The sequence below is a fragment of the Legionella yabuuchiae genome (assembly GCF_900640115.1).
GTDB classification, from domain to species: Bacteria; Pseudomonadota; Gammaproteobacteria; order Legionellales; family Legionellaceae; genus Legionella_A; species Legionella_A yabuuchiae.
The window spans coordinates 1-19,505 of the sequence record NZ_CAAAIW010000032.1; the positions used below are offsets into that span (position 1 = coordinate 1).

Genomic DNA, 19,505 nt, shown 5'->3' on the forward strand with positions numbered 1-19,505 from the left:
ACCGGATTCACCACCGCGGAGTATGGGTCTTGTATACGTGGTCGCAATTGAATGCTGTATAAGTTCGAGGGGTTGGCGAGAAAGTGTCGGACAGAGCTCCCATAGCTATCTCTCATCGCTGTTACGGCTTCTAGGTAGATGTTGATTTGAGCTAAGCGTTCTTCTTTCGCTTGACGCAGAGGATTTCCTTCTTCCAGCAATAACAGGTCAAATTCAAGTGCGCTTTTATAAGCGTCTAGCTCCTTGAAGGCCGCGCCATCTTCAAAAAACGCTTTTAACTCCACATTTGACTTACAAGTATTGTCTGTACTGATATCCTGGCCTGCAATGAAAGGGACCAGCAGATGCACTTGATTTTCTGGGGTGATGTAAAGGTATCTAGACGACGTGGGTTCGGTCAATAAAATCCGCATGGTCTTTTCTCGCAACAGGTGTCCAGTTAATGCGCATTATACACCATTTTTTGCAACAAGGCCGTGGGCTACCCAAACATGCTATTTTAAGTGTTATATACCCGTAATCTTTCAAAATGCGTGTTTTTAGGCGCCTTTATTTTTTGTCCTGCCGCATTTTAAAAAGCGAGTAATGGCTCATTCCCTTGCGAGTTTTTTAAAATGCGGCAGTGTGTGACCGGCATGGGAGAGGGGGCAGATCGAAGTAAACTGAAACATCTGTGCTCAGATTAAGAGTGAGAAGATTGCAAAAAAAACTTTAGGGAAGTTGCCTAAAAAATCAGGGTAGTACAGGACAGAGTTTTGCGGACCAGAGCTGTCCCATCAAAATGACGTCTTTGCGAACGAAGTGAAGCAATCCAGGCCGATGTGCATTAAAAACATCGAACTGGATTGCTTCGCCATGGCTCGCAACGACGATTTTTGAGTTAGAAAGGGTCAACTATGCTTATAAGTGCACATAAATTTATGGTGGGACAGCCGTGTTTGCGGACTAAATACCATAGCCTTATGCATCGAGTGATGATAATATCGTTTCTTCCTAGTTCTTGAGAATCAAGCCCCTATGTTACGTAGTCTTTTTCTTATTTTGTTTAGTGTTTGGCTAGTTGCATGTTCCGCGCATGATGAGCAGTATTATTCAACCCATCCCCAAGATTTACAACGTGCTCTGAATAATTGCCCAAAAGATTCACCTAAACAAGTGAGTTGCAGAACATTGGAAATGATCGCTAATCGCATTAATAAATATGCATTAGAACTGCGCACAAGTCCGCAGGGGTTTGGTCAAGAAATCTTAGCGCTACAAGAAAAAATTGCCCAACAAGAAAAAGCACTCAGTCAAACTCGCGATCAACCAGATCTTAAACACGCTTTACAGGAAAATAAGATAGAGTTAGAACAGCGTTTAGCGGTAGTTCGCTGGCTGGAATCTCCTGAGGGTTGATATGAAAATACTGCTAAGCAATGACGATGGAGTACTGGCTCCTGGACTTCGCATGTTATCTCATGAATTAGCGTTACTTGGTGAAGTAGCGGTCATGGCGCCCGATAGAAATCGAAGTGGCGCGAGCAATTCTCTAACGTTATCTCGTCCATTGCGAGTGAGGCAGATGGATAATGGCGATTACAGTGTTGAAGGAACGCCCACGGATTGTGTTCATCTTGCTCTGACTGGTTTTTTCGATTTCCAGCCGGATATCGTCGTTTCTGGGATTAATGAGGGTGCTAACTTAGGCGATGACATTTTGTATTCTGGTACGGTTGCGGCAGCGATGGAAGGACGGTATCTAGGATTTCCAGCCATAGCGATTTCTATGGTAGGTGAAGGAATAACGCATTATGAGACTGGGGCAAGGATTGCGAAACAATTGGTAAAAAAATTGCAAACGGAGCGATTGCCTTCTCAAACGATTTTGAATGTTAATGTTCCAGACTTACCTTTTGAAGAAATAAAAGGGATCGAAGTGACTCGGTTAGGCAGGCGCCATAGCGCGGAGCCAGTCATTAAAGAACATGATCCTCGCGGTCGACCCATGTACTGGATTGGACCCCCAGGAAAAGAGGCAGATAGTGGCCCAGGAACCGATTTTTTTGCGGTCAGTCATGGCGCAGTATCCATTACACCACTTCATTTAGATCTCACTCATTACAAACTCTTTAACGAAGTTGCTACCTGGATGGATAATATCAATTGGACGTCTTGAAGTTTTTTTCATATTGGTACGATAAGACCATTGCCTGGTCAGCGCACCGTCATGCTCCTTATTATCTCGCGGCCGTTTCGTTTGCTGAATCGTCTTTTTTTCCAATTCCTCCTGACGTCATGCTGTTAAGTATGGGATTAGCTAAGCCAAGCTCGTCCTGGCGTTACGCCCTTATCGCCCTTGTTTTTTCTGTTTTGGGCGGGATTTTTGGATACTTTATTGGTTATCTAGGAATTGAATTAATAGAGCCACTGCTTAAAAGTTCCTCTTACGCCGCCAGTTATGACAAAGTGGCTGGCTGGTTTAATTATTATGGTGTTTGGATTGTCATTTTGGCGGGATTTACGCCACTTCCTTATAAGTTATTTACCATTACCGCGGGCGTTATGCAAATGCCTTTTTTCCCTTTCATCCTCGGATCTATTCTTGGTCGCGGGCTTAGATTTTTTTTAGTGTCAGCGATCATGTATTGTGCAGGGGAGCGTATTCAGGCGCGATTACGGTATTATGTTGATTGGATCGGCTGGTCGACCATTATAATCTTTGTTATTGTTTACTGTTTCTATCGCTGGAAAAGCTAACCATGCGTGCGAGATTATTACTTTTATTTATAACTGTTCTAATTGTGGCTTGCAGCCAACGCGAAGGGTTAGCACCAGTCACTGAGTCTAATTGGCGTGCCCCTCGAGGAAACCAGACTAGGCATGTTGTCGCTCCTGGAGAGACATTGTATGCCATTGCTTTCCGTTATGACCAGGACTACCGTCATTTAGCAGAAATCAACCATCTATCTTCTCCATATCGATTAAGAGTAGGGCAAGTTATTCACTTAAAGCCAGGCTCTAAATCGTTTATGAACAGGCCTATCTTAGCTCGTAAAAAACCCTCACGTTCACCACCAGTAAAACCCGAACCTTTGATTGCTCATTTTAATGGCCGTTGGCAGTGGCCAGTGACAGGGCGAATCGTTAATTATTATTCTCCAGCCCATGGAAAAAAAGGAATTGATATTGCTGGGCGTAAAGGAGAGAACGTTCGAGCAGCTTCCGGAGGGGTTGTTGCTTATTCAGGTAGCGGATTATTAGGCTATGGTAATTTAATTATTATCAAACACGATAAACAATTTTTAACCGCCTACGGAAATAATGCACAAATTCTTGTTAGAGAAGGGGATTACGTTAAACCCGGTCAAGTTATTGCTAAAATGGGACTGATCGATCGCAAATACTGGGGCTTGCATTTTGAAATTCGAAAATCAGGTAAGCCAGTCAATCCATTGAATTATTTGAAAAAAGGTTGACAGAAGATAGGTATTTATTGCAAAAATACCAATGTGATTTGATCTTTAACTTATGAGACTCTACATTTTATACCCGTGATCGTTCAAAAGGCGTGTTTTTAGACGCCTTTTGAACGATCACGGGTGTAGAACACTCCCAGTTTGGATTGCGGGTTTAAAAAAGCGCCAAGCAGGGTTTGATTGTTTCTGCTATGATAAATAAGTTTATTGATTTTTAATGATTAATTTGTATTGTACAGGGAATATCGTTTTTTTAACTCATCATAAACAAGCATAGGTGGAACAATGTGCCCAAAAAAATCATCAGATACACCATCCATAAAAGATGAAGAACTCATCAATGATGATGATTTTAATACCAACGACGATAGTCTTCTTTTAAATGATGACGAGGTAAGTGAGGACGAACCTGAAGACGAGCCTGATTTTACTGATGAAGAAGCTTTTCCGACTTATCAACGTGGTAAAAACGTGGCTAAAGCTATGGATGCCACACAAATTTATTTGAGTGAGATTGGCTTTTCTCCGTTATTAACTGCTGAGGAAGAAGTTCATTACTCAAAGCTTGCGCTTAAGGGCGATGTTGCTGCTCGAAAGAAAATGATCGAATCAAATTTGCGATTGGTTGTAAAAATTGCAAGACGATATTTAAACCGTGGCTTGCCATTACTTGATCTTATCGAAGAAGGAAATTTAGGGCTAATGAAAGCGGTGGAAAAATTTGATCCAGAACGAGGATTTCGTTTTTCAACTTATGCTACCTGGTGGATAAGACAAACCATTGAACGAGCAATCATGAATCAAACGCGAACCATTCGCTTGCCTATCCATGTCGTAAAAGAACTTAATGTTTATCTTAGAGCTGCACGCCAATTAACTCAAAAACTAGATCATGAGCCATCACCAGAAGAAATTGCAGAAATGCTGGATAAGCCTCTGGAGGATGTTGAAAAGTTACTGGGCTTAAACGATAAGGTGACTTCTGTCGATACTCCGATAGGTTTTGAAGAAAATAAATCAATGTTGGACACTATTGCTGACGATAGCAGCGTCAATCCGGCAGAATTCCTCACCGATGAAAATATGAAAACTCATATTGAATCGTTATTGGATGAGTTAACTGAAAATCAGCAACAAGTGATTGCTAGGCGATTTGGACTGCGCGGTCATGAGAAAGCAACATTGGAAGAAGTAGGGAAAGAAATTAATTTAACTCGTGAGCGGGTACGTCAAATACAGGTTGAGGCTTTAAAAACGTTACGAGGACTTTTTGAGGAGCTAGGTTTAACTCAGGAAGACTTATTTGAATGATCAGAAAATTTAAATGGAAACCATTCATATGAATGGTTTCCATGAGAAGTTAGTTGGTTTTTAGGGAGCTAAAACGTTTTAATTCGGGGCTTTAAAATTTTTTTCTAATCCTTTCCAACAGGATAAGTAATCCTCTTGACGAGCTGGGTGCTTATATGCGGACTCAGTGACATTCCATGGATCCTGTGATTCAAACATGAACGCTAGTGTATTGTCATAATACTCTGGTTCAAGTTTCTTTGTGCTGGCCTGTTGATAGGAAGCTTTATCTGGGCCGTGAGCAGTCATGCAGTTGTGGATGCTAAACCCTCCCATTGCAAACCCTTTTTGCTTAGCATCGTATTTTCCTTTAATTAATCCCATGAATTCACTCATGATGTTACGATGAAAGTAAGGGGGACGGAAAGTATGCTCAGCGACCATCCAACGTGAAGGAAAAATTACTAAATCAAGATTAGCGACACCTGATACAGGACTTTCAGAGGTCAAAACCGTAAAAATAGAAGGATCAGGATGATCGAAACTGACTGTATTGATGGTATTGAATAAGGATAAATCATAACAATAGGGCGAGTAAGTCCCATGCCACGCGACTACATTTAGCGGGGAGTGATTACTAAAGGCTAACCAAAGGTTCCCTTTGTATTTACATAATAATTCCACTTCTGATGATTGATCCTCATAAGCGGCTTCGGGATATAAAAAATGACGAGGATTTGCTAATCCGTTAGCCCCAATAGGGCCAAGTGAGGGTAGGGTGAGAGCTAGAGCGCTGTTTTCACAGAGATAGCCAGCGGCTAAGGAGTCTAATAGTTCAACCTTGAATCGTACCCCCCTTGGAATAACAGCAATCCAGCCAGGTTTAATTTCAAGCCGTCCAAACTCAGTATGCAGTTTGATTTTCCCAAGGTACGGTACAAATAATAATTCACCGTCATAAGTGCTAAAATAGCGATGCGTCATGGAACGATTGCATTGATAAAGGAAAATGTTTTGCGTTTCATTAGCGCTTATATGTTGCAACCCATCCACAAAATCATGGTTCGTTGTTTGTTCAGGATAAGGCGACCAACGAAGCGGCGTGGGTGGTTGTTCCGACAAGAGAGGGCTGGTTAGGTTATTTTTGTATAAGGTAAAATCTTGTTGAACAACTGAGGGCATTATTCGATACAGCCAGCTGTGTAGGTTTTGATGGCGTGGGCGGGTAAAAGCAGTACCATTGAGTTGCTCAGCATAGAGTCCATGGGAACATTGCTGTGGTGAGTTTTGCTTTTTAGGTAAGGATCCTGCAATGGCTTCGGTTTGATGATGATTTCCAAATCCCTTTAAATACATCGATGCTCTCCAAGAATTGACATGAATCTACAATGTTTAGAATAACTCGAATTAAACAAACCTGTCGAGCGCTAGACAACGCAGAATCATAACAATAATTTAACGAGTCTTCTTTGTCAGCGCTGCGTTTTTACATATAATCAAGAAAATATTCAAATTTTATCAGTATGAGGGTTTATCATGGCAGGTCATAGTAAGTGGGCTAACATAAGATTTAGAAAAGGCGCTCAAGACGCTAAGCGGGGTAAAATTTTTACAAAATTAATTCGCGAGATCACCGTTGCTGCGCGTATGGGAGGAGAGGATGAAACATCAAATCCTAGATTAAGAGATGCGGTTACCAAAGCATTGAAAGCCAATATGAAACGCGACACCATCGATAATGCGATAAAACGCGGGGCAGGTGGGCTGGAAGGCGATAATATGATGGAGCTACGATATGAAGGATATGGACCAGGTGGCGTTGCTATTCTTGTAGATTGCTTGTCAGATAATAAAAACCGTACCGTTTCAGAAGTTCGGCATGCGTTTACTAAGCACGGGGGAAATTTAGGAACTGATGGCTCAGTTTCCTATCTTTTTAATCAACAAGGTGAGATCTTGCTTGCCAAAACCGATAAAGAAGACCAAGCCATGGAAGTTGCTATTGATGCCGGAGCGGAAGATGTGATTGAGGCAGATGGTCAGCTTGAAATCATTGCTCCACCGGAAGCTTATCATGAAGTGTTATCGGCATTGCAAGAATCAGACTTTGAAGTGGAACAATCTCATATTACTATGCGAGCACAAACCATGGTTCCGTTAAGTAACGAAACTGCTGAAAGCCTAGAAAAGCTCATTGATATGTTAGAGGATTTAGACGACGTGCAATCCGTACATAGCAATGCGGAATTTCCTGAACATCACTTTGACAGTACCGGCGAATGACGATTATTTTAGGGATTGATCCTGGTTCTAGAGTCACAGGTTACGGCGTAATCAGGGAAAAAAGCGCAAATCATCTAGAGTACCTGGATAGTGGTTGCATACGGACAGGTGAGAGTAGCATGGGGCAAAAACTCTTGACCATTTTTAATGGTATTTGTGAAATCATGGAGGGATTTTGTCCGCATGAAGTCGCTATTGAACAAGTTTTTATTCATCATAATGCAAGTGCTGCCTTGAAATTAGGCCACGCTCGTGGCGTGGCGATGGTGGCTTGCGCCTCTCATCGAGCTCCTATTAGTGAATATTCTCCCCGTGAAATTAAGCAAGCGGTTGTGGGCTATGGTGCGGCTCAAAAAGAACAAGTTAAGCATATGGTTATTAACTTATTAAAACTTAATAATCCCCCTCAAAGCGATGCTGCGGATGCTTTGGCTATTGCAATTTGCCATAGTCATATGAAACATGGGTTATCGACAATGCGACGAGGGAGACAACAACAGAGAAGGTGGCGCTAATGATTGGATGGTTAAAAGGACAAATTATTGATAAAAATCAACCCGGAAAACTTGTGGTTGATGTTAATGGCGTTGGATATGATGTTGAAACGTCATTGCAGACTTTTTTTCAAGTCACCACACCAGAGAGTCTGGTTGGACTCCATATTCATACCGTTGTACGTGAAGATGCCTTATTGTTGTATGGATTTTTAGAAGAAGAGGAACGCACTTTATTCCGAGCTTTAATTAAAGTTAATGGCGTTGGACCTAAGCTTGCAATCGCTATCTTATCAAGCATTACCCCGGCTGAATTTGTTCAGTGCATTCAAAATCAAGACGCCCAGATGTTAACGCGCTTACCGGGTATTGGTAAAAAAACAGCCGAACGTTTGGTGGTAGAAATGAAGGATAGCTTGAAAGGCTTTTCAGCGAATACTAACAAGCCAAGCCCACTATCTGATTCTTTGCCTGCTCAGGATGAAGCCATTAAAGCGCTAGAGTCTTTAGGCTATAAGATACAGGAAGCCACAAAAGCTGTTAAAAGAGTGGATGATGGTAAACAAACCTGTGAGCAATTAATCCGACAAGCGTTGCAGGTTTTATCCAGCCGGTAAGGAGAGGCTTAGCTGCTTTGATGCTGTGCTTCTTCCTGGATTGGAAAAAACACTTTCACAATTAACCCCGTTCCTTCGGGTGGCGTGTTTAAGGTAACCCGTCCGTTATGTAGCGCAGAGATTTGTTGCACGATGGCAAGTCCTAGACCGCTTCCAGGGCTTTTATTCCCTAAGACACGGAAAAAGCGCTCAAAAACACGACTTCGTAACTCGTCGGGAATACCTGGTCCGTTATCTTGCACTTCCAGTACCACCTCATCCAGCTCAGAATACACTCGAACGATGACAAAACTGTTTTCTTTGGAATATCGAATTGCATTATCGACCAAATTTCGAATTAAAATGCCAATGGCTGTAGGATTTCCTTTAAACTCTGGGACACTAGAGCCTTCCTTTAACTCCATTTCAATATTTTTCTCAACGGCAGTAGGCGCTAGCATGGCTAAGACTTCGCGGGCGATTTTACCAAGATTAACTTTGTCAAGATCATGAATGGTGGCCGCTTCAGGAACCAATTTACTCATGGTTAGTAATTGCTGAACAATATGAGTACTACGGTTTACACTGGCGATTAATTTTTGTAAGGCTACGTTTTTTTCGTCAACATCTTGGGTGTTTAACGCCACTTGTGCTTGGGCTTTAAGTGCGGCAAGTGGGGTTCTTAGTTCGTGGGCCGCATCAGCAGCAAAGCGTTTTTCTCGCTCAAAAGCTTCTTTAAGGCGGAAAAAGAGTTTATTTAATTCATCTACAACAGGCTTAATTTCTTCTGGCACCCGTTGAATATTCACTGGTTCAAGATGGTTAGGCGCTCGGTTGGCAACTTCTTCTGCGACGCGATCTAGGCTATCGAGTCCGCGACCAATAATGATCCAAATGAGTAATCCCGATAAGGGGAAGGTAAGCAGCATGATGTATAGATCATCTTGAGCAATTCTTTGCCCAAGTTCATTACGCGTGTCGTAGCGCTCGCCGAGTACCGTTCGAACCCCTGCTTTATTGTTATAGGTTGTAAATACCCTCCAGTCTTGATTATCAAGCTGTTTATCGCTAAAGCCATCGGCTTCGGAGGTGAGGGGAAGCTTCGGCGCACTGGACGACTGGAGCAGTAATTTTCCTCCATCTGTCCAGACTTGAAAGCTGAATTTATCAAGGTAATGCTCGGGAGCGTCGTCTTTAATGAGTGGATGTTCGAAATAGGTTTTTACCTTTTTAGGAATATTATTCAGCGATGTTTGAATTTTTGATAAGGGGCGTTGGTGAACATCATCTCCTAGTAATGCCTGATAGGATAATGCTGAAACAGCCATTAAGGTATCTAAATGTTCTTGAATGTCTTTCTGATCAAGGTAATAGTTACCAATAGCCGTCAAGGTCGTTGTGATCGTGATGGCCAGTAATAAATTGATTAAAAGAAATTTACGTATTGAAGATTTCACGGTAAAGGATCATGCCTAAAAAAGTGTTTAATTAGAACTCTCTTGTTTTTCTACCATATACCCTACGCCGCGAATGGTACGAATGTAATTGGCATTCAGCTTTTTCCGTAAATTATGAATGTGCACTTCTAGTGCATTACTGTCCACGTCTTCATCCCATCCATAAATGCTTTGCATGAGCTGCTCGCGAGATAGTACGTGACCACTGTTTTCCAGGAGTTTTTCTAAAAGCGCAAACTCACGCCGTGGCACATTAACCAGTTCATTATCAACCATGACGGTATGAGCGGCGGGATCAAGGGTTACATTACGATATTGCAATACGCTGTCTGCCCGCCCTTGAGAGCGTCTAATTAACGCGCGTACTCTTGCGCTGAGCTCATTTAAGTCAAAAGGTTTTATAATGTAGTCGTCCGCTCCCGAATCCAAGCCCTTTACTCGACTTTCAACGGACTCTCGCGCCGTTAAAATAATAACAGGAGTGGTATTTCCTTCGTGGCGAATGGATTGAAGAAAGGCAATTCCTGACAGTTTTGGCAAGCCTAAGTCTAAAATAATTAACTCAAAAGATTCTGTCTTTAAGGCAGCCTTCCCCGCTTCACCATCTTTTAACCAGTCGACAACATACCCAAACTGGGTTAATCCAGTTTTAACCGCATCCCCTAATAACTCATCATCTTCTATTAAAAGTAATCTCATGATTTCTCCTAGCCTTGAGAATTACGTGAGGTTTGTTGTTCAATTGGCTTGTCTTCAACATGTCTTGCTAAATATATAGCTTGGAGCAAAATAAACAGCAGCGTTAATCCCGCGCCGCCAAATAATTTAAAATTGACCCAAATATTGGTATCAAAGGAATAAGCGATGTAAAGATTAAGCCCACCCATAATCAAGAAGAACATCGCCCACGCGATATTTAATCGGCTCCAAATTTTTTTAGGTAAGGTGATATTCCCATCCATCATTTTTTGAATTAGGGTTCTTTTTCCAATGAATGCCGAGCTTATAAACACCAACGAAGCTAGCCAATACAGCACGGTTGGCTTCCATTTAATAAACCAGGGGTTGTGGAAAAATAAGGTGGCACTACCTAAAACCAAGATTAATCCTAAACTGATTAAATGCATTTTTTCATATTTTTGCATTTTGATGCGATAAAACAAAACCTGAATAAGCGATGCTGCCATTGCTACGGCGGTTGCAACGTATATTCCAAACAGTTTATAGCAGACGAAAAACACCAGAATTGGGAAAAAATCAAATAATAATTTCATTTAACCAAACTATTTTTATTAACTAATCTTAAGTATAACACATGATTTTGAAGGATCTTGCAAGTATCAAAGAGACACTTTTTTGGGTGGAGGTTTTTTAAATCTCTTTAGACTTAAATCGTAAGTTGTCTTATATACCCGTAATCTTTCAAAATGCGTGATTTATGCTTTTTCTTTTTCGCCCTGCCGCATTTTAAAAAACTCGCAAGGGAATGAGCCATTACTCGCTTTTTAAAATGCGGCAGGACAAAAAATAAAGGCGCCTAAAAACACGCATTTTGAAAGATTACGGGTATATGATAGCTTGAAACCCGCATCAAACACTTTGAAAGGAGAGATCTAAACAGAGAATGGCTAATATGCATATCTAAATAAGCTTTGCATGGATCCCACGCATAAAGCGCGGGAAGTAAGCGGTGTCAGTTGAATCAACTGACCTTAATGTAACAAAATTTGCTGGCCAGGCTTTAAAGCATGTTTGCTTAGATGAGGATTTAGCTTCATTAACGCGCCGACTTTTGTGTTAAAGCGCTTTGCAATCCGACTTAAGTTATCGCCTTTTACTATTGTATAGTGATTGGGGCCAGTAGATTTTTGCTCCTTCCAAATAACCAGTTGATGTCCTGCATGGAGCGGAACGTGCGGACCGATGAAATTCCATTTTTTAATGCTTTCCTCAGTAACCCCATACCGCTTAGCAATTTCGGAATAGGTGTCTTTCTTCTGAACAATGTGAATAAGCTTATACTGCTTGGGCTCAGTAAAGTTAGTTGCAGGTGTTTTATTTTCCGGACGCGATTGCGGCGCAGGCTCAACAGGGATAGGGGTTGTACTAGGAATCAAAAGATATTGCCCAACTTTAACGGTATTTGATTTTAGCTGATTTAACTCCTTAATCAGATTCGCTGTAGTGTGATGTCTTTTGGCAATTAGGTTTAAATTTTCGCCCGAAGCTACTTTATGGCGTCGCCAATTGACACGCTCTTCATGCGGGAGCTGTGATAACTTATGATAAAAAGTTCGAACTTTATCCACTGGGATTAAAAGTTTATAAGGGTGATACGGCGCGGTAGTCCATCGATTGTATTCTGGATTAAGTTTAATTAGTTCTTTATAGGAAATGCCAGCAAGCTTTGCGGCGTGATTTAAATCGATTTGGCTGCCAACATTAACTTCCTCAAAATAAGGAACGTGTGGAATTTCTGGCAATTGAACATGATAACGCTGTGGATTTTGAATGATTGCGGCTAAAGCAAGAAGCCGTGGAATATAGTTTTTAGTTTCTCGGGGTAATGGCAAGCGCCAGAAATCGGCTTGACGGCGCTGACCACTTTTTTTAATTAACCTTGAAACAGTTCCTTCTCCTGAGTCGTAAGCCGCGAATGACAACAACCAGTTGCCATTAAAAAATTTATTTAGATAAGCTAAGTAATTCAATGCAGCATCAGTCGAGGGTCGAATACTTCGACGTCCATCGTGCCACCAGTCGCGCTTTAACCCTAATTCAGTTCCAGTGCCTGGCATTAGCTGCCAAAGACCGGCCGCTCCTGCCCCAGAATATGCAAAGGGATCATAGGCGCTTTCAATGAGAGGAATTAGCGCAATTTCACCAGGTAAACGTCTTTTACGAATTTCAGAAACAATGTGGTAAATGTAGGGTTCTGATTGAGCAAGTCGCTTAAGGTAAGTAGGGTGGGATACAATCCAACGTATTTGAGTTTGTACTTCCGGGCGTCGTTCTTCATGATTTAAGGTAAATTGACGGCGTAATACATCCCAAATACTTGGCGTAAATTGGGCACAAACCGTATTGGAAAATAATCCAAAACCTACTAGTATAAGAAATAAGTATTTAATTATCAGTTGATTACACTTCAACCTTATGTGCCTATTCTAATATAGAGCATTGCAGTCTACTAAAAAAAAATCCATTAGAAAACCTTTTGGGGTTCAAAATTAGACACTTGTGCATATATTAGTACACATAGTTCATCATTTTATAAAAAAACGCCTATATCCCGTTCATAATCTTAAGTTCTTGCTTAGAATTTATCTTTGGCATTGCGAATGTGTTTGAAAATTTGAAACTCATCGTCGGGGTTTATTCCATTGGCTTGGGCATAATTCTTTAATGCAGTAGTGTCGGTTCTAAAGAACGGGTTGATTTGTTTTTCAAGGGCTATGGTTGAAGGCAAGGTGCATTCAATGGTTTCATCCCTTAAATGTTTCCTATAATTTTGGATAGCCTCATTCATAGGTTCAATTTCCGCCGCGAATCTTAAGTTTTGCCTTGTGTATTCATGCGCACAGAATACTTTGGTCTGATCAGGCAGAGACTTTAGCAAGTGCAGAGAGCAAAACAGGTCTTTTATAGTACCATCAAACACTCGACCGCAGCCTGCCGAAAATAAAGTATCCCCGCAAAATAGCCATTCTTTCGAGGGTTCTTGATAACAGATATGTGTGCTGGTATGCCCTGGAATGCTTATGACCCTAAAGTCATAATGATCGATATGAATTAGATCTTCATCGCGTACGGTGGTGTTCAGTTCTGAAATTCGAGGATCCAAAGGCCCAACTATAATGACGTCTGAAAACGCTTGTTTCAGCGCATTTAATCCTCCTACATGGTCGTAATGATGGTGGGTTACTAAGATATGCGTTAAGGTTAAGTGATTCTTTTTGGCATATGAGAGAACTGGGTTTGCATCGCCAGGATCAACACAGATAAAAGTTTGATTTTTCTCATTGATAATAGCCCAAATGTAATTATCCTTTAAAGCAGATAACGCAACGATCGCCATAACCTCCTCCCTTTTTTCCTAAAAAAATATACCTTAACTTACCATTTGTCATTTTTACACTATACTTTGATTAGCATTGAAAAAATGGAGGCGAATTATGGGCTTACATAAAGGCTTAGAAGACAGCCAGCTATTTTCAGATTTAAACTATGACGAAGATATAGATGGACTTGATCCCATCGAAGATTCTGAACAAAAAAAGCGCGTTCGCAAGATGATTGAAGAAAGACTTGAGCGTAAACGTTTAAAAGAAGAGCTTGAAGATGAGCTTGATGGAGAATTTGATTGGGATGAGCTTGATAAATAACTCCTAGGGACGTTGTCTAATTTACTTCAGTGCCAAATCAGAAATGGTTGCCCGCCTGAGCGGGCATGACAGGTTTTTTTGTCATGTACAGAGATTCTTATTTAAAAAAATTCAGGTACGCTGTCTAGTGTTTGCTATTTTTTTTGCTGATTGAGTTCTGCTGCATGTAAAGTATTTGTCAAAAGGGTTGCGATGGTCATTGGCCCGACACCACCCGGAACAGGTGTTAACCAGGCAACAATTTCTTTTGCACGATCAAACTCAATATCCCCTTGAAGCTTCCCTTCTTTGCTGCGATGAATCCCAACATCAACCACAATATGGTTTTTGTTTAACCACTCAGTATTAATAACGCCATGATGGCCTGTTGCCACAATAATAATATCTGCATTTTTAATATGTTCATCTAAATTTCGGGTCGCGCGATGGCATATTGTTACTGTGCTCCCGGCAAGTAAACATTCTAGCGCCATAGGTCGCCCAACAATATTAGATGCACCCACAACCACCGCGTTTTTTCCTCGCAAGGGCAGTTTATAATGGGTTAACAAGCGTATAATGCCATAGGGTGTACAAGGTCGTAAGAGAGGGTTCCCTTGTGCTAGTCTTCCGAAATTGTAAGGATGAAACCCATCAACATCCTTGTAGGGATTAATATGCTCAATAATTGTTTTACTGTCTATGTGGGGTGGAAGGGGTAACTGCACTAAAATTCCATCAACTTCCTGATTTTCATTTAAGTCAGAAATGAGAGACAATAAGTCGTATTCACGGATATCAAACGCTAAGTGATAGAATAAGGATTGTATTCCCATTTCTTGACAGGCTTTTCTTTTATTTTCTACATAAATCTGAGAAGGGGCGTCTTCTCCAATCAAAATCACCGCGAGTTGCGGAGGACGCAACCCGAGTTCGATCCTCGAGTCAACAGCCAGTTGTATATCCTGATGAAGGAGCGAAGCGACTTTTTTGCCATCGAGTAAAGAAGCGGCCATAGGAGTATATCTTAATCGGAAAAAATGAAATGGATTATCAAACAGATACAAACAACAGTCAAATTAGGTTATTAATAATTTGAATGATTTAGGATATAATGCTATGTTTTTTATTAATATTTAGCGAGGAAATATTGGTGCAGGGAGCTCCTTCTTGAAAAAATTACTTCTTTACGTAATTATCATTTTCCTCTTTCCTGTGGCTGCCAATGCACTTGGTCTCGGCGATATGACCGTGCATTCTTATTTAAATCAACCCTTTCATGCCGAAATTGAATTGCTCGATGTGGGTAATTTGCCGTCTTCTGGAATTAAAGTAAGTATCGCTTCAGTGGAAGACTTCGAACGAGCTGGACTAGAGCGTTCTTATGTTCTTGATGCACTCATTTTTCAAATGGAGAAAAAAGGCGGTAAGACCTCCGTTGTCGTTCGATCGATTGAGCCAATGACCGATCCTTACTTTGATATTTTAGTAGATTTGGCCTGGCCAAATGGTCAAGTTTATCGTGCCTATACAGTGCTTCTTGATCCACCGGCGTATCAATTGGATTTAAAGCGAAAAGAAACCCGAACGCAGAAGAAACAACGCTCTTATTCCACTGCCAATACTCGGGTGCCTGGGGTTGTTGAAAAAGAGGTAATTACTCAAACGTTTAAGACGGATAACGCAATCGGTAAATCTAGAGCGGAAACTTATGGTCCAACTTTAGAAAATGAAACCATCTGGCAAATCGCGCAACGTATCAAGCCATCCGGTATTACGTTGCAGCAGATGATTTTAGCTATTGCCGGGGAAAATCCTGAAGCTTTTACGGATGGTAATATTAATGGCTTGAAGAAAGGGGTTAAATTAACCATTCCTTCTTCAGAACTAGCAGCCACAATTCCCGCAGACCTCGCTAAGCGTGAAGTCTATCAACATGACATCGCATGGAAGAAAAAAGAGACTATTAATCATGTGTTAGAACCACCTTATTTTAAGGTCGCTGGCGAAAAGAAAATTACTGTATCAACTCATGAAGTAGATTATAAGTCTAGTTTGCCACCTGTGCCTGATTTTAGCGCTTCGCTTCCTGTTAAAACGACCTTTTTTTCTCCGTTTATTACTAACACCCCATCCTTTTTATCTGCTGGAGAAGACGTTGCTCCTAAGTCGGCAACTGGTAAGACCAGAGACCAGGATACGTTAACTGATCAAGCTCATATTCGAGCAGAGATGGCGATTGCTGCTGCAGCTATTGATTCTGTTCGTGAAACCAACTTACTCTTAACAGAGCAAGTTAAATTGTTACAAGCTGAAAATAAACGCTTACACGATTCGCTTCAAAAACGAGATCAAGTTCTGCAAAAGCTACAAGAACAAGTTCGGAATTTAACCTTAAGACAAGGCCTAGCCGGCCAAGCCAGTGCGACTCAAGAATATGAGAGTCCCTCTTTATGGCCGTGGTTACTACTAATTATATTATTATTAGGCGGCGGCGTGTTGAGTTATTGGTGGTTTTGGATGAGCAACAGAACGCAAAAACTCAAACAAGGGGCTGATACCGTTGCGGAGCCTTCCGATAAGCCTATCACGCTACCAATAGTGGCTGCGGAAGAAGCATCGGAGCAAGAGTCAGAGGAGGCTGAAACTTCTGCCCCAATAAAACCCTTTTCTTCTTCCGGTGTTGTTATTAAAGAAAGCCAGGTAGCAAAAACACAAAAAGAAAAAGAGGGGGAATCTAGTATCCAGGAACCCTTCGGTGAACCTAGTTCTCAAGATGCTCTAGGCTATAGCGAGCCTCAAACCGCTAACGCGCCCAAAGTGATTGGTGAACCACTAACATTAGAACCTCCTCAAGAAATAATAGACGAGCTTCAGCCTGAGTCGCTCGAGAGGGTCGAAGAACCAGAAGCAGGGGTAGGGGCAGGAACAGAAGAGCCAGAGCCAGAGTCAGAGCCAGAGCCAGAGCCAGAGCCAGAGCCAGAGCCAGAGCCAGAGCCAGAGCCAGAGCCAGAGCCAGAGCCAGAGCCAGAGCCAGAGCCAGAGCCGCTTCAAGAGCCAATTAAGCAGGAAGATATAAAAGCTCAGGATTCTAATGCTTCTAAGAAAGCTCCAGAAGAGGTGCAAGATGAAGGTTTGATTGAGTTCGAGCCATACATTGTAGAAAAACCAACTGAACCAGAACCATCTTCACAATCTACTGATAAACCTAGTGAAGATGAGCACATGCTTGAGTTTGAACCCTCAGTGTTTGAAGAAGAAAAAGAGCCTAAGCCAGCACAAGAAGAAAAGCATCAGGAAGATGAGCACTTTAAAATAGAGAAACCCGAGCCATCCATTGAACAAACACCGCTTTCTGATGAAGAAAAAGAGGTTGAGGAATCTGAAACAGAACAATCGGATTTGGAAGATGAAGAAGCGTTAAAACCTATTAAAAGCCCAAGAGCATTACAAACGCTACTCGATCTTGCCTCGACTTATATCAGTATGTCTGACTACGAGGCGGCGAAGCAATCTCTTGAAGAAGTCAGAGAATATGGGACAGAGGAGCAGAAGAAGAAAGCTCAGGAAATGCTGGATAAACTTTCTAACGAGGACTAAATGATACTTCGCGCGGTCACAATCTGAGGTTTTTGACTGGTTCTTTTCGCCCCAGATTGTTGCTTAAATCTTGGCAATAAACTTGTTATTGCGCTGCGATTTAAGCAACAATCTGGAACAAAAATAACCGCATCAAAAAACCTCAGATTGTGACCGCGCGAAGTATAGTCATAAAAAAAGGATTTTTAATATGTTATCCATTGATCTGGAAGCACATTTTTATACACAAGCTGCATTTAAGTATTTGGAAAAAAGAGCGCAATATCCCTTGCTTGTTAAAGAAAAGGAACCGGATGCTTATAATTTATGGTTCACAGAGCAAATTGCATTGTTTCAAAATTCTGAGTTTATGCAAAAATTATGCGATTTGGAGTCCACTCGTTTAAAAGCCATGGATGATGGCGGACTGGATGTTCAAGTGTTAAGCTTTTCTTCTCCTGGAATAGATGAATTTGCTCCGGATTATAAAAAGGCCAATGATTTATCGGTTGAGTTAAATGATCTATTGCATGAGACCACTAAACGCCATCCAAACCGGTTTCTTGGGTTTGCAGCCATTTCACCTTATGATGCAAAAGCTGGGATACAAGAGTTAGAGCGGGCTGTCAATAAGCTAGGATTTGTCGGTTGGCTGGTTCATTCAAACTTTGGCGAAAATCATTACCTAGATGATCAATCGTTCTGGCCCTTACTGGAAGCAGCCGAAAGCTTAAATATACCCATTTACTTACATCCAACCACCCCTTTAACGAAAGAATTTGGTAAATACGGTTTTGCATTAGGCGGTCCACCCATGGGGTTTCAATTTGATACCGCATTGTGTTTTTTAAGAATGGTTTATGCGGGTGTATTTGACCAGTTTCCTAAGTTAACGATTATTCTTGGGCATATGGGGGAAACCTTGCCTTTTTTGTATCCTGATCGCATTGATTGGGCCTATTCAAACCCGAATATTTCTAAATTGCCAGGTTTTGTAAAAGCTCGCCCACCCATCAAGCGAACACCTGCAGAAATAATCTCAGAAAATGTTTATATAACCACAAGTGGTCGCTTTTCAAAGCCCTTATTAGATTTTGCTTTGGCGGTACTTGGTGAAGATAAAATAATGCTGGCTACTGATTATCCCTACGAAAACATCACACAAAGCATGGATTTCATTCGTTCTTGCAATTTGTCCGATACGGTACTGCAAAAAATTTGCTCTGCGAATGCGAGTCAGCTTGGCATAAAACTAAGTTAGGAAACGGTATATAATTCTCAAAAAAGGAGTTTAATAGTTATGGAAAAACACTTTCAAACAATAACGGATGATGAGCTTAAAGAATTTAATGACATCTGCACTAAGAATGGCATTCAGGCAAAAGAATTTACACTAACCGAGCATGATGTCATTAGACCGCAGGTGGAGGGTAATTTATATAACCTCCAAGGAAAAATAACATTATTAAGAAATGGACACAGCAAAACCTATAACACAGGAAATCTTAAGGATTGGACGAGTGAGTTTGAGGATGATTTAAAACAAGGGTTCTTCAAGTGAGATAGAAAACCTGGTTGCTTGCAGCTCCTTGGTGATACGGCGATATTATTTTTATGAGTCTTTCCAGAATTTTGTGTAAGTAGCCATTTTCAGATTCATAGTGGAATACGACCTTCGCATTCAATTGTGAATCGATTCATTGCAGCCTTCCAGTTATGAATAGGCATTTTCCAGAAAGTCTCAGCGTAATAACACATGAATTCGGCTGCACATGCAAAACCGCCCCCAAAACCAGTGGTGGCTAAAACGCGATAATTGCTGTTGATTGAGCGCCAGATAGTGCATGTCATGTCCTTAGTGAGATGTAGGCGCTGCTGTTTCTCCATTCGATGGCTGAGGATGTTCAGGGGGAATCGGAGCTCTTGGGGTAAAAAAGCTATGGGGGCTTGAGTACATGGGGTCTTCTGTGGGTTCCAACATAGG

At 41.4% G+C, this 19,505-nt stretch carries 19 protein-coding genes and 1 pseudogene; 12 read left to right on the forward strand and 8 right to left on the reverse strand.

Annotated features, from left to right (window positions below; translation table 11 throughout):
* Positions 1 to 413 (reverse strand): annotated as a pseudogene (locus tag E1O47_RS10720) (hypothetical protein); the annotation flags it as partial.
* Between the two features lie 604 nt (positions 414 to 1,017).
* Here E1O47_RS10720 and E1O47_RS10725 point away from each other — a divergent pair.
* The 5 genes from E1O47_RS10725 to rpoS all read left to right on the forward strand — a co-directional run bounded on the left by E1O47_RS10725 (position 1,018) and on the right by rpoS (position 4,769).
* Positions 1,018 to 1,398: a hypothetical protein gene (locus E1O47_RS10725; RefSeq protein WP_133131257.1), complete on the forward strand. Its 381-nt coding sequence runs from the start codon at positions 1,018 to 1,020 to the stop codon at positions 1,396 to 1,398.
* A 1-nt stretch (position 1,399) separates the two neighbouring features.
* The gene (gene surE / locus E1O47_RS10730) at positions 1,400 to 2,158 is read left to right on the forward strand and encodes a 5'/3'-nucleotidase SurE (protein ID WP_133131258.1); all 759 of its coding nucleotides are present in this window, start codon (positions 1,400 to 1,402) and stop codon (positions 2,156 to 2,158) included.
* Positions 2,155 to 2,739: a YqaA family protein gene (locus tag E1O47_RS10735; RefSeq protein ID WP_133131259.1), complete on the forward strand. Its 585-nt coding sequence runs from the start codon at positions 2,155 to 2,157 to the stop codon at positions 2,737 to 2,739. The genes surE and E1O47_RS10735 overlap by 4 nt, the downstream gene beginning before the upstream one ends.
* Positions 2,740 to 2,741: 2 nt before the next feature.
* Positions 2,742 to 3,458 (forward strand): peptidoglycan DD-metalloendopeptidase family protein, encoded by a 717-nt coding sequence (locus E1O47_RS10740; RefSeq protein ID WP_133131260.1) that lies wholly within the window; start codon positions 2,742 to 2,744, stop codon positions 3,456 to 3,458.
* Positions 3,459 to 3,743: 285 nt separating this feature from the next.
* A complete protein-coding gene (gene rpoS / locus E1O47_RS10745; RefSeq protein ID WP_133131261.1) occupies positions 3,744 to 4,769 on the forward strand; it encodes an RNA polymerase sigma factor RpoS in 1,026 nt (341 codons plus the stop codon).
* Positions 4,770 to 4,847: 78 nt separating this feature from the next.
* Here rpoS and hmgA read toward each other — a convergent pair whose 3' ends face one another.
* Positions 4,848 to 6,104 carry a homogentisate 1,2-dioxygenase gene (hmgA, locus tag E1O47_RS10750; protein ID WP_133131262.1) on the reverse strand — a complete coding sequence of 419 codons (1,257 nt, stop codon included), beginning with the start codon at positions 6,102 to 6,104 and terminating at the stop codon, positions 4,848 to 4,850.
* Positions 6,105 to 6,284: 180 nt separating this feature from the next.
* Here hmgA and E1O47_RS10755 point away from each other — a divergent pair, with 180 nt between their 5' ends.
* Genes E1O47_RS10755 through ruvA form a run of 3 tightly spaced genes read left to right on the forward strand, consistent with a single transcriptional unit; the run spans position 6,285 to position 8,142 of the window.
* Entirely contained in the window at positions 6,285 to 7,031 is a 747-nt protein-coding gene (locus E1O47_RS10755) for a YebC/PmpR family DNA-binding transcriptional regulator (RefSeq protein ID WP_133131263.1), read from the forward strand.
* Complete coding sequence (gene ruvC, locus E1O47_RS10760) at positions 7,028 to 7,546, forward strand: crossover junction endodeoxyribonuclease RuvC (RefSeq protein WP_133131264.1); 519 nt, start codon at positions 7,028 to 7,030, stop codon at positions 7,544 to 7,546. Before E1O47_RS10755 ends, ruvC begins: the two co-directional genes overlap by 4 nt.
* Positions 7,546 to 8,142 (forward strand): Holliday junction branch migration protein RuvA, encoded by a 597-nt coding sequence (ruvA, locus tag E1O47_RS10765; RefSeq protein WP_133131265.1) that lies wholly within the window; start codon positions 7,546 to 7,548, stop codon positions 8,140 to 8,142. The genes ruvC and ruvA overlap by 1 nt, the downstream gene beginning before the upstream one ends.
* Before the next feature lie 8 nt (positions 8,143 to 8,150).
* On the opposite strand, the gene E1O47_RS10770 is transcribed toward ruvA, so the two are convergent.
* The 5 genes from E1O47_RS10770 to gloB form a co-directional block, all read right to left on the reverse strand.
* The gene (locus E1O47_RS10770) at positions 8,151 to 9,578 is read right to left on the reverse strand and encodes an ATP-binding protein (RefSeq protein WP_133131266.1); all 1,428 of its coding nucleotides are present in this window, start codon (positions 9,576 to 9,578) and stop codon (positions 8,151 to 8,153) included.
* Between the two features lie 27 nt (positions 9,579 to 9,605).
* A complete protein-coding gene (locus tag E1O47_RS10775; protein WP_133131267.1) occupies positions 9,606 to 10,277 on the reverse strand; it encodes a response regulator in 672 nt (223 codons plus the stop codon).
* Positions 10,278 to 10,285: 8 nt separating this feature from the next.
* A complete protein-coding gene (locus tag E1O47_RS10780) occupies positions 10,286 to 10,852 on the reverse strand; it encodes a septation protein A (RefSeq protein ID WP_133131268.1) in 567 nt (188 codons plus the stop codon).
* A gap of 438 nt (positions 10,853 to 11,290) precedes the next feature.
* Positions 11,291 to 12,730 (reverse strand): lytic transglycosylase, encoded by a 1,440-nt coding sequence (locus tag E1O47_RS10785; RefSeq protein ID WP_133131269.1) that lies wholly within the window; start codon positions 12,728 to 12,730, stop codon positions 11,291 to 11,293.
* Positions 12,731 to 12,894: 164 nt separating this feature from the next.
* Positions 12,895 to 13,656: a hydroxyacylglutathione hydrolase gene (gloB, locus tag E1O47_RS10790; protein WP_133131270.1), complete on the reverse strand. Its 762-nt coding sequence runs from the start codon at positions 13,654 to 13,656 to the stop codon at positions 12,895 to 12,897.
* A gap of 97 nt (positions 13,657 to 13,753) precedes the next feature.
* Between gloB and E1O47_RS10795 the strand changes: the two genes are divergently transcribed.
* Entirely contained in the window at positions 13,754 to 13,963 is a 210-nt protein-coding gene (locus E1O47_RS10795; protein WP_133131271.1) for a PA3496 family putative envelope integrity protein, read from the forward strand.
* Positions 13,964 to 14,097: 134 nt separating this feature from the next.
* Here E1O47_RS10795 and folD read toward each other — a convergent pair whose 3' ends face one another.
* Positions 14,098 to 14,958 carry a bifunctional methylenetetrahydrofolate dehydrogenase/methenyltetrahydrofolate cyclohydrolase FolD gene (gene folD, locus E1O47_RS10800; RefSeq protein WP_133131272.1) on the reverse strand — a complete coding sequence of 287 codons (861 nt, stop codon included), beginning with the start codon at positions 14,956 to 14,958 and terminating at the stop codon, positions 14,098 to 14,100.
* A 154-nt stretch (positions 14,959 to 15,112) separates the two neighbouring features.
* Here folD and E1O47_RS10805 point away from each other — a divergent pair, with 154 nt between their 5' ends.
* From E1O47_RS10805 to E1O47_RS10815, 3 genes are all read left to right on the forward strand, one after another.
* Positions 15,113 to 17,542, forward strand: a complete 2,430-nt coding sequence (locus E1O47_RS10805) for a motility hub landmark protein FimV (RefSeq protein ID WP_133131273.1) — start codon at positions 15,113 to 15,115, stop codon at positions 17,540 to 17,542.
* Between the two features lie 190 nt (positions 17,543 to 17,732).
* Entirely contained in the window at positions 17,733 to 18,782 is a 1,050-nt protein-coding gene (locus E1O47_RS10810) for an amidohydrolase family protein (protein ID WP_133131274.1), read from the forward strand.
* A gap of 39 nt (positions 18,783 to 18,821) precedes the next feature.
* A complete protein-coding gene (locus E1O47_RS10815) occupies positions 18,822 to 19,082 on the forward strand; it encodes a hypothetical protein (protein ID WP_133131275.1) in 261 nt (86 codons plus the stop codon).
* Positions 19,083 to 19,505: the final 423 nt, after the last annotated feature.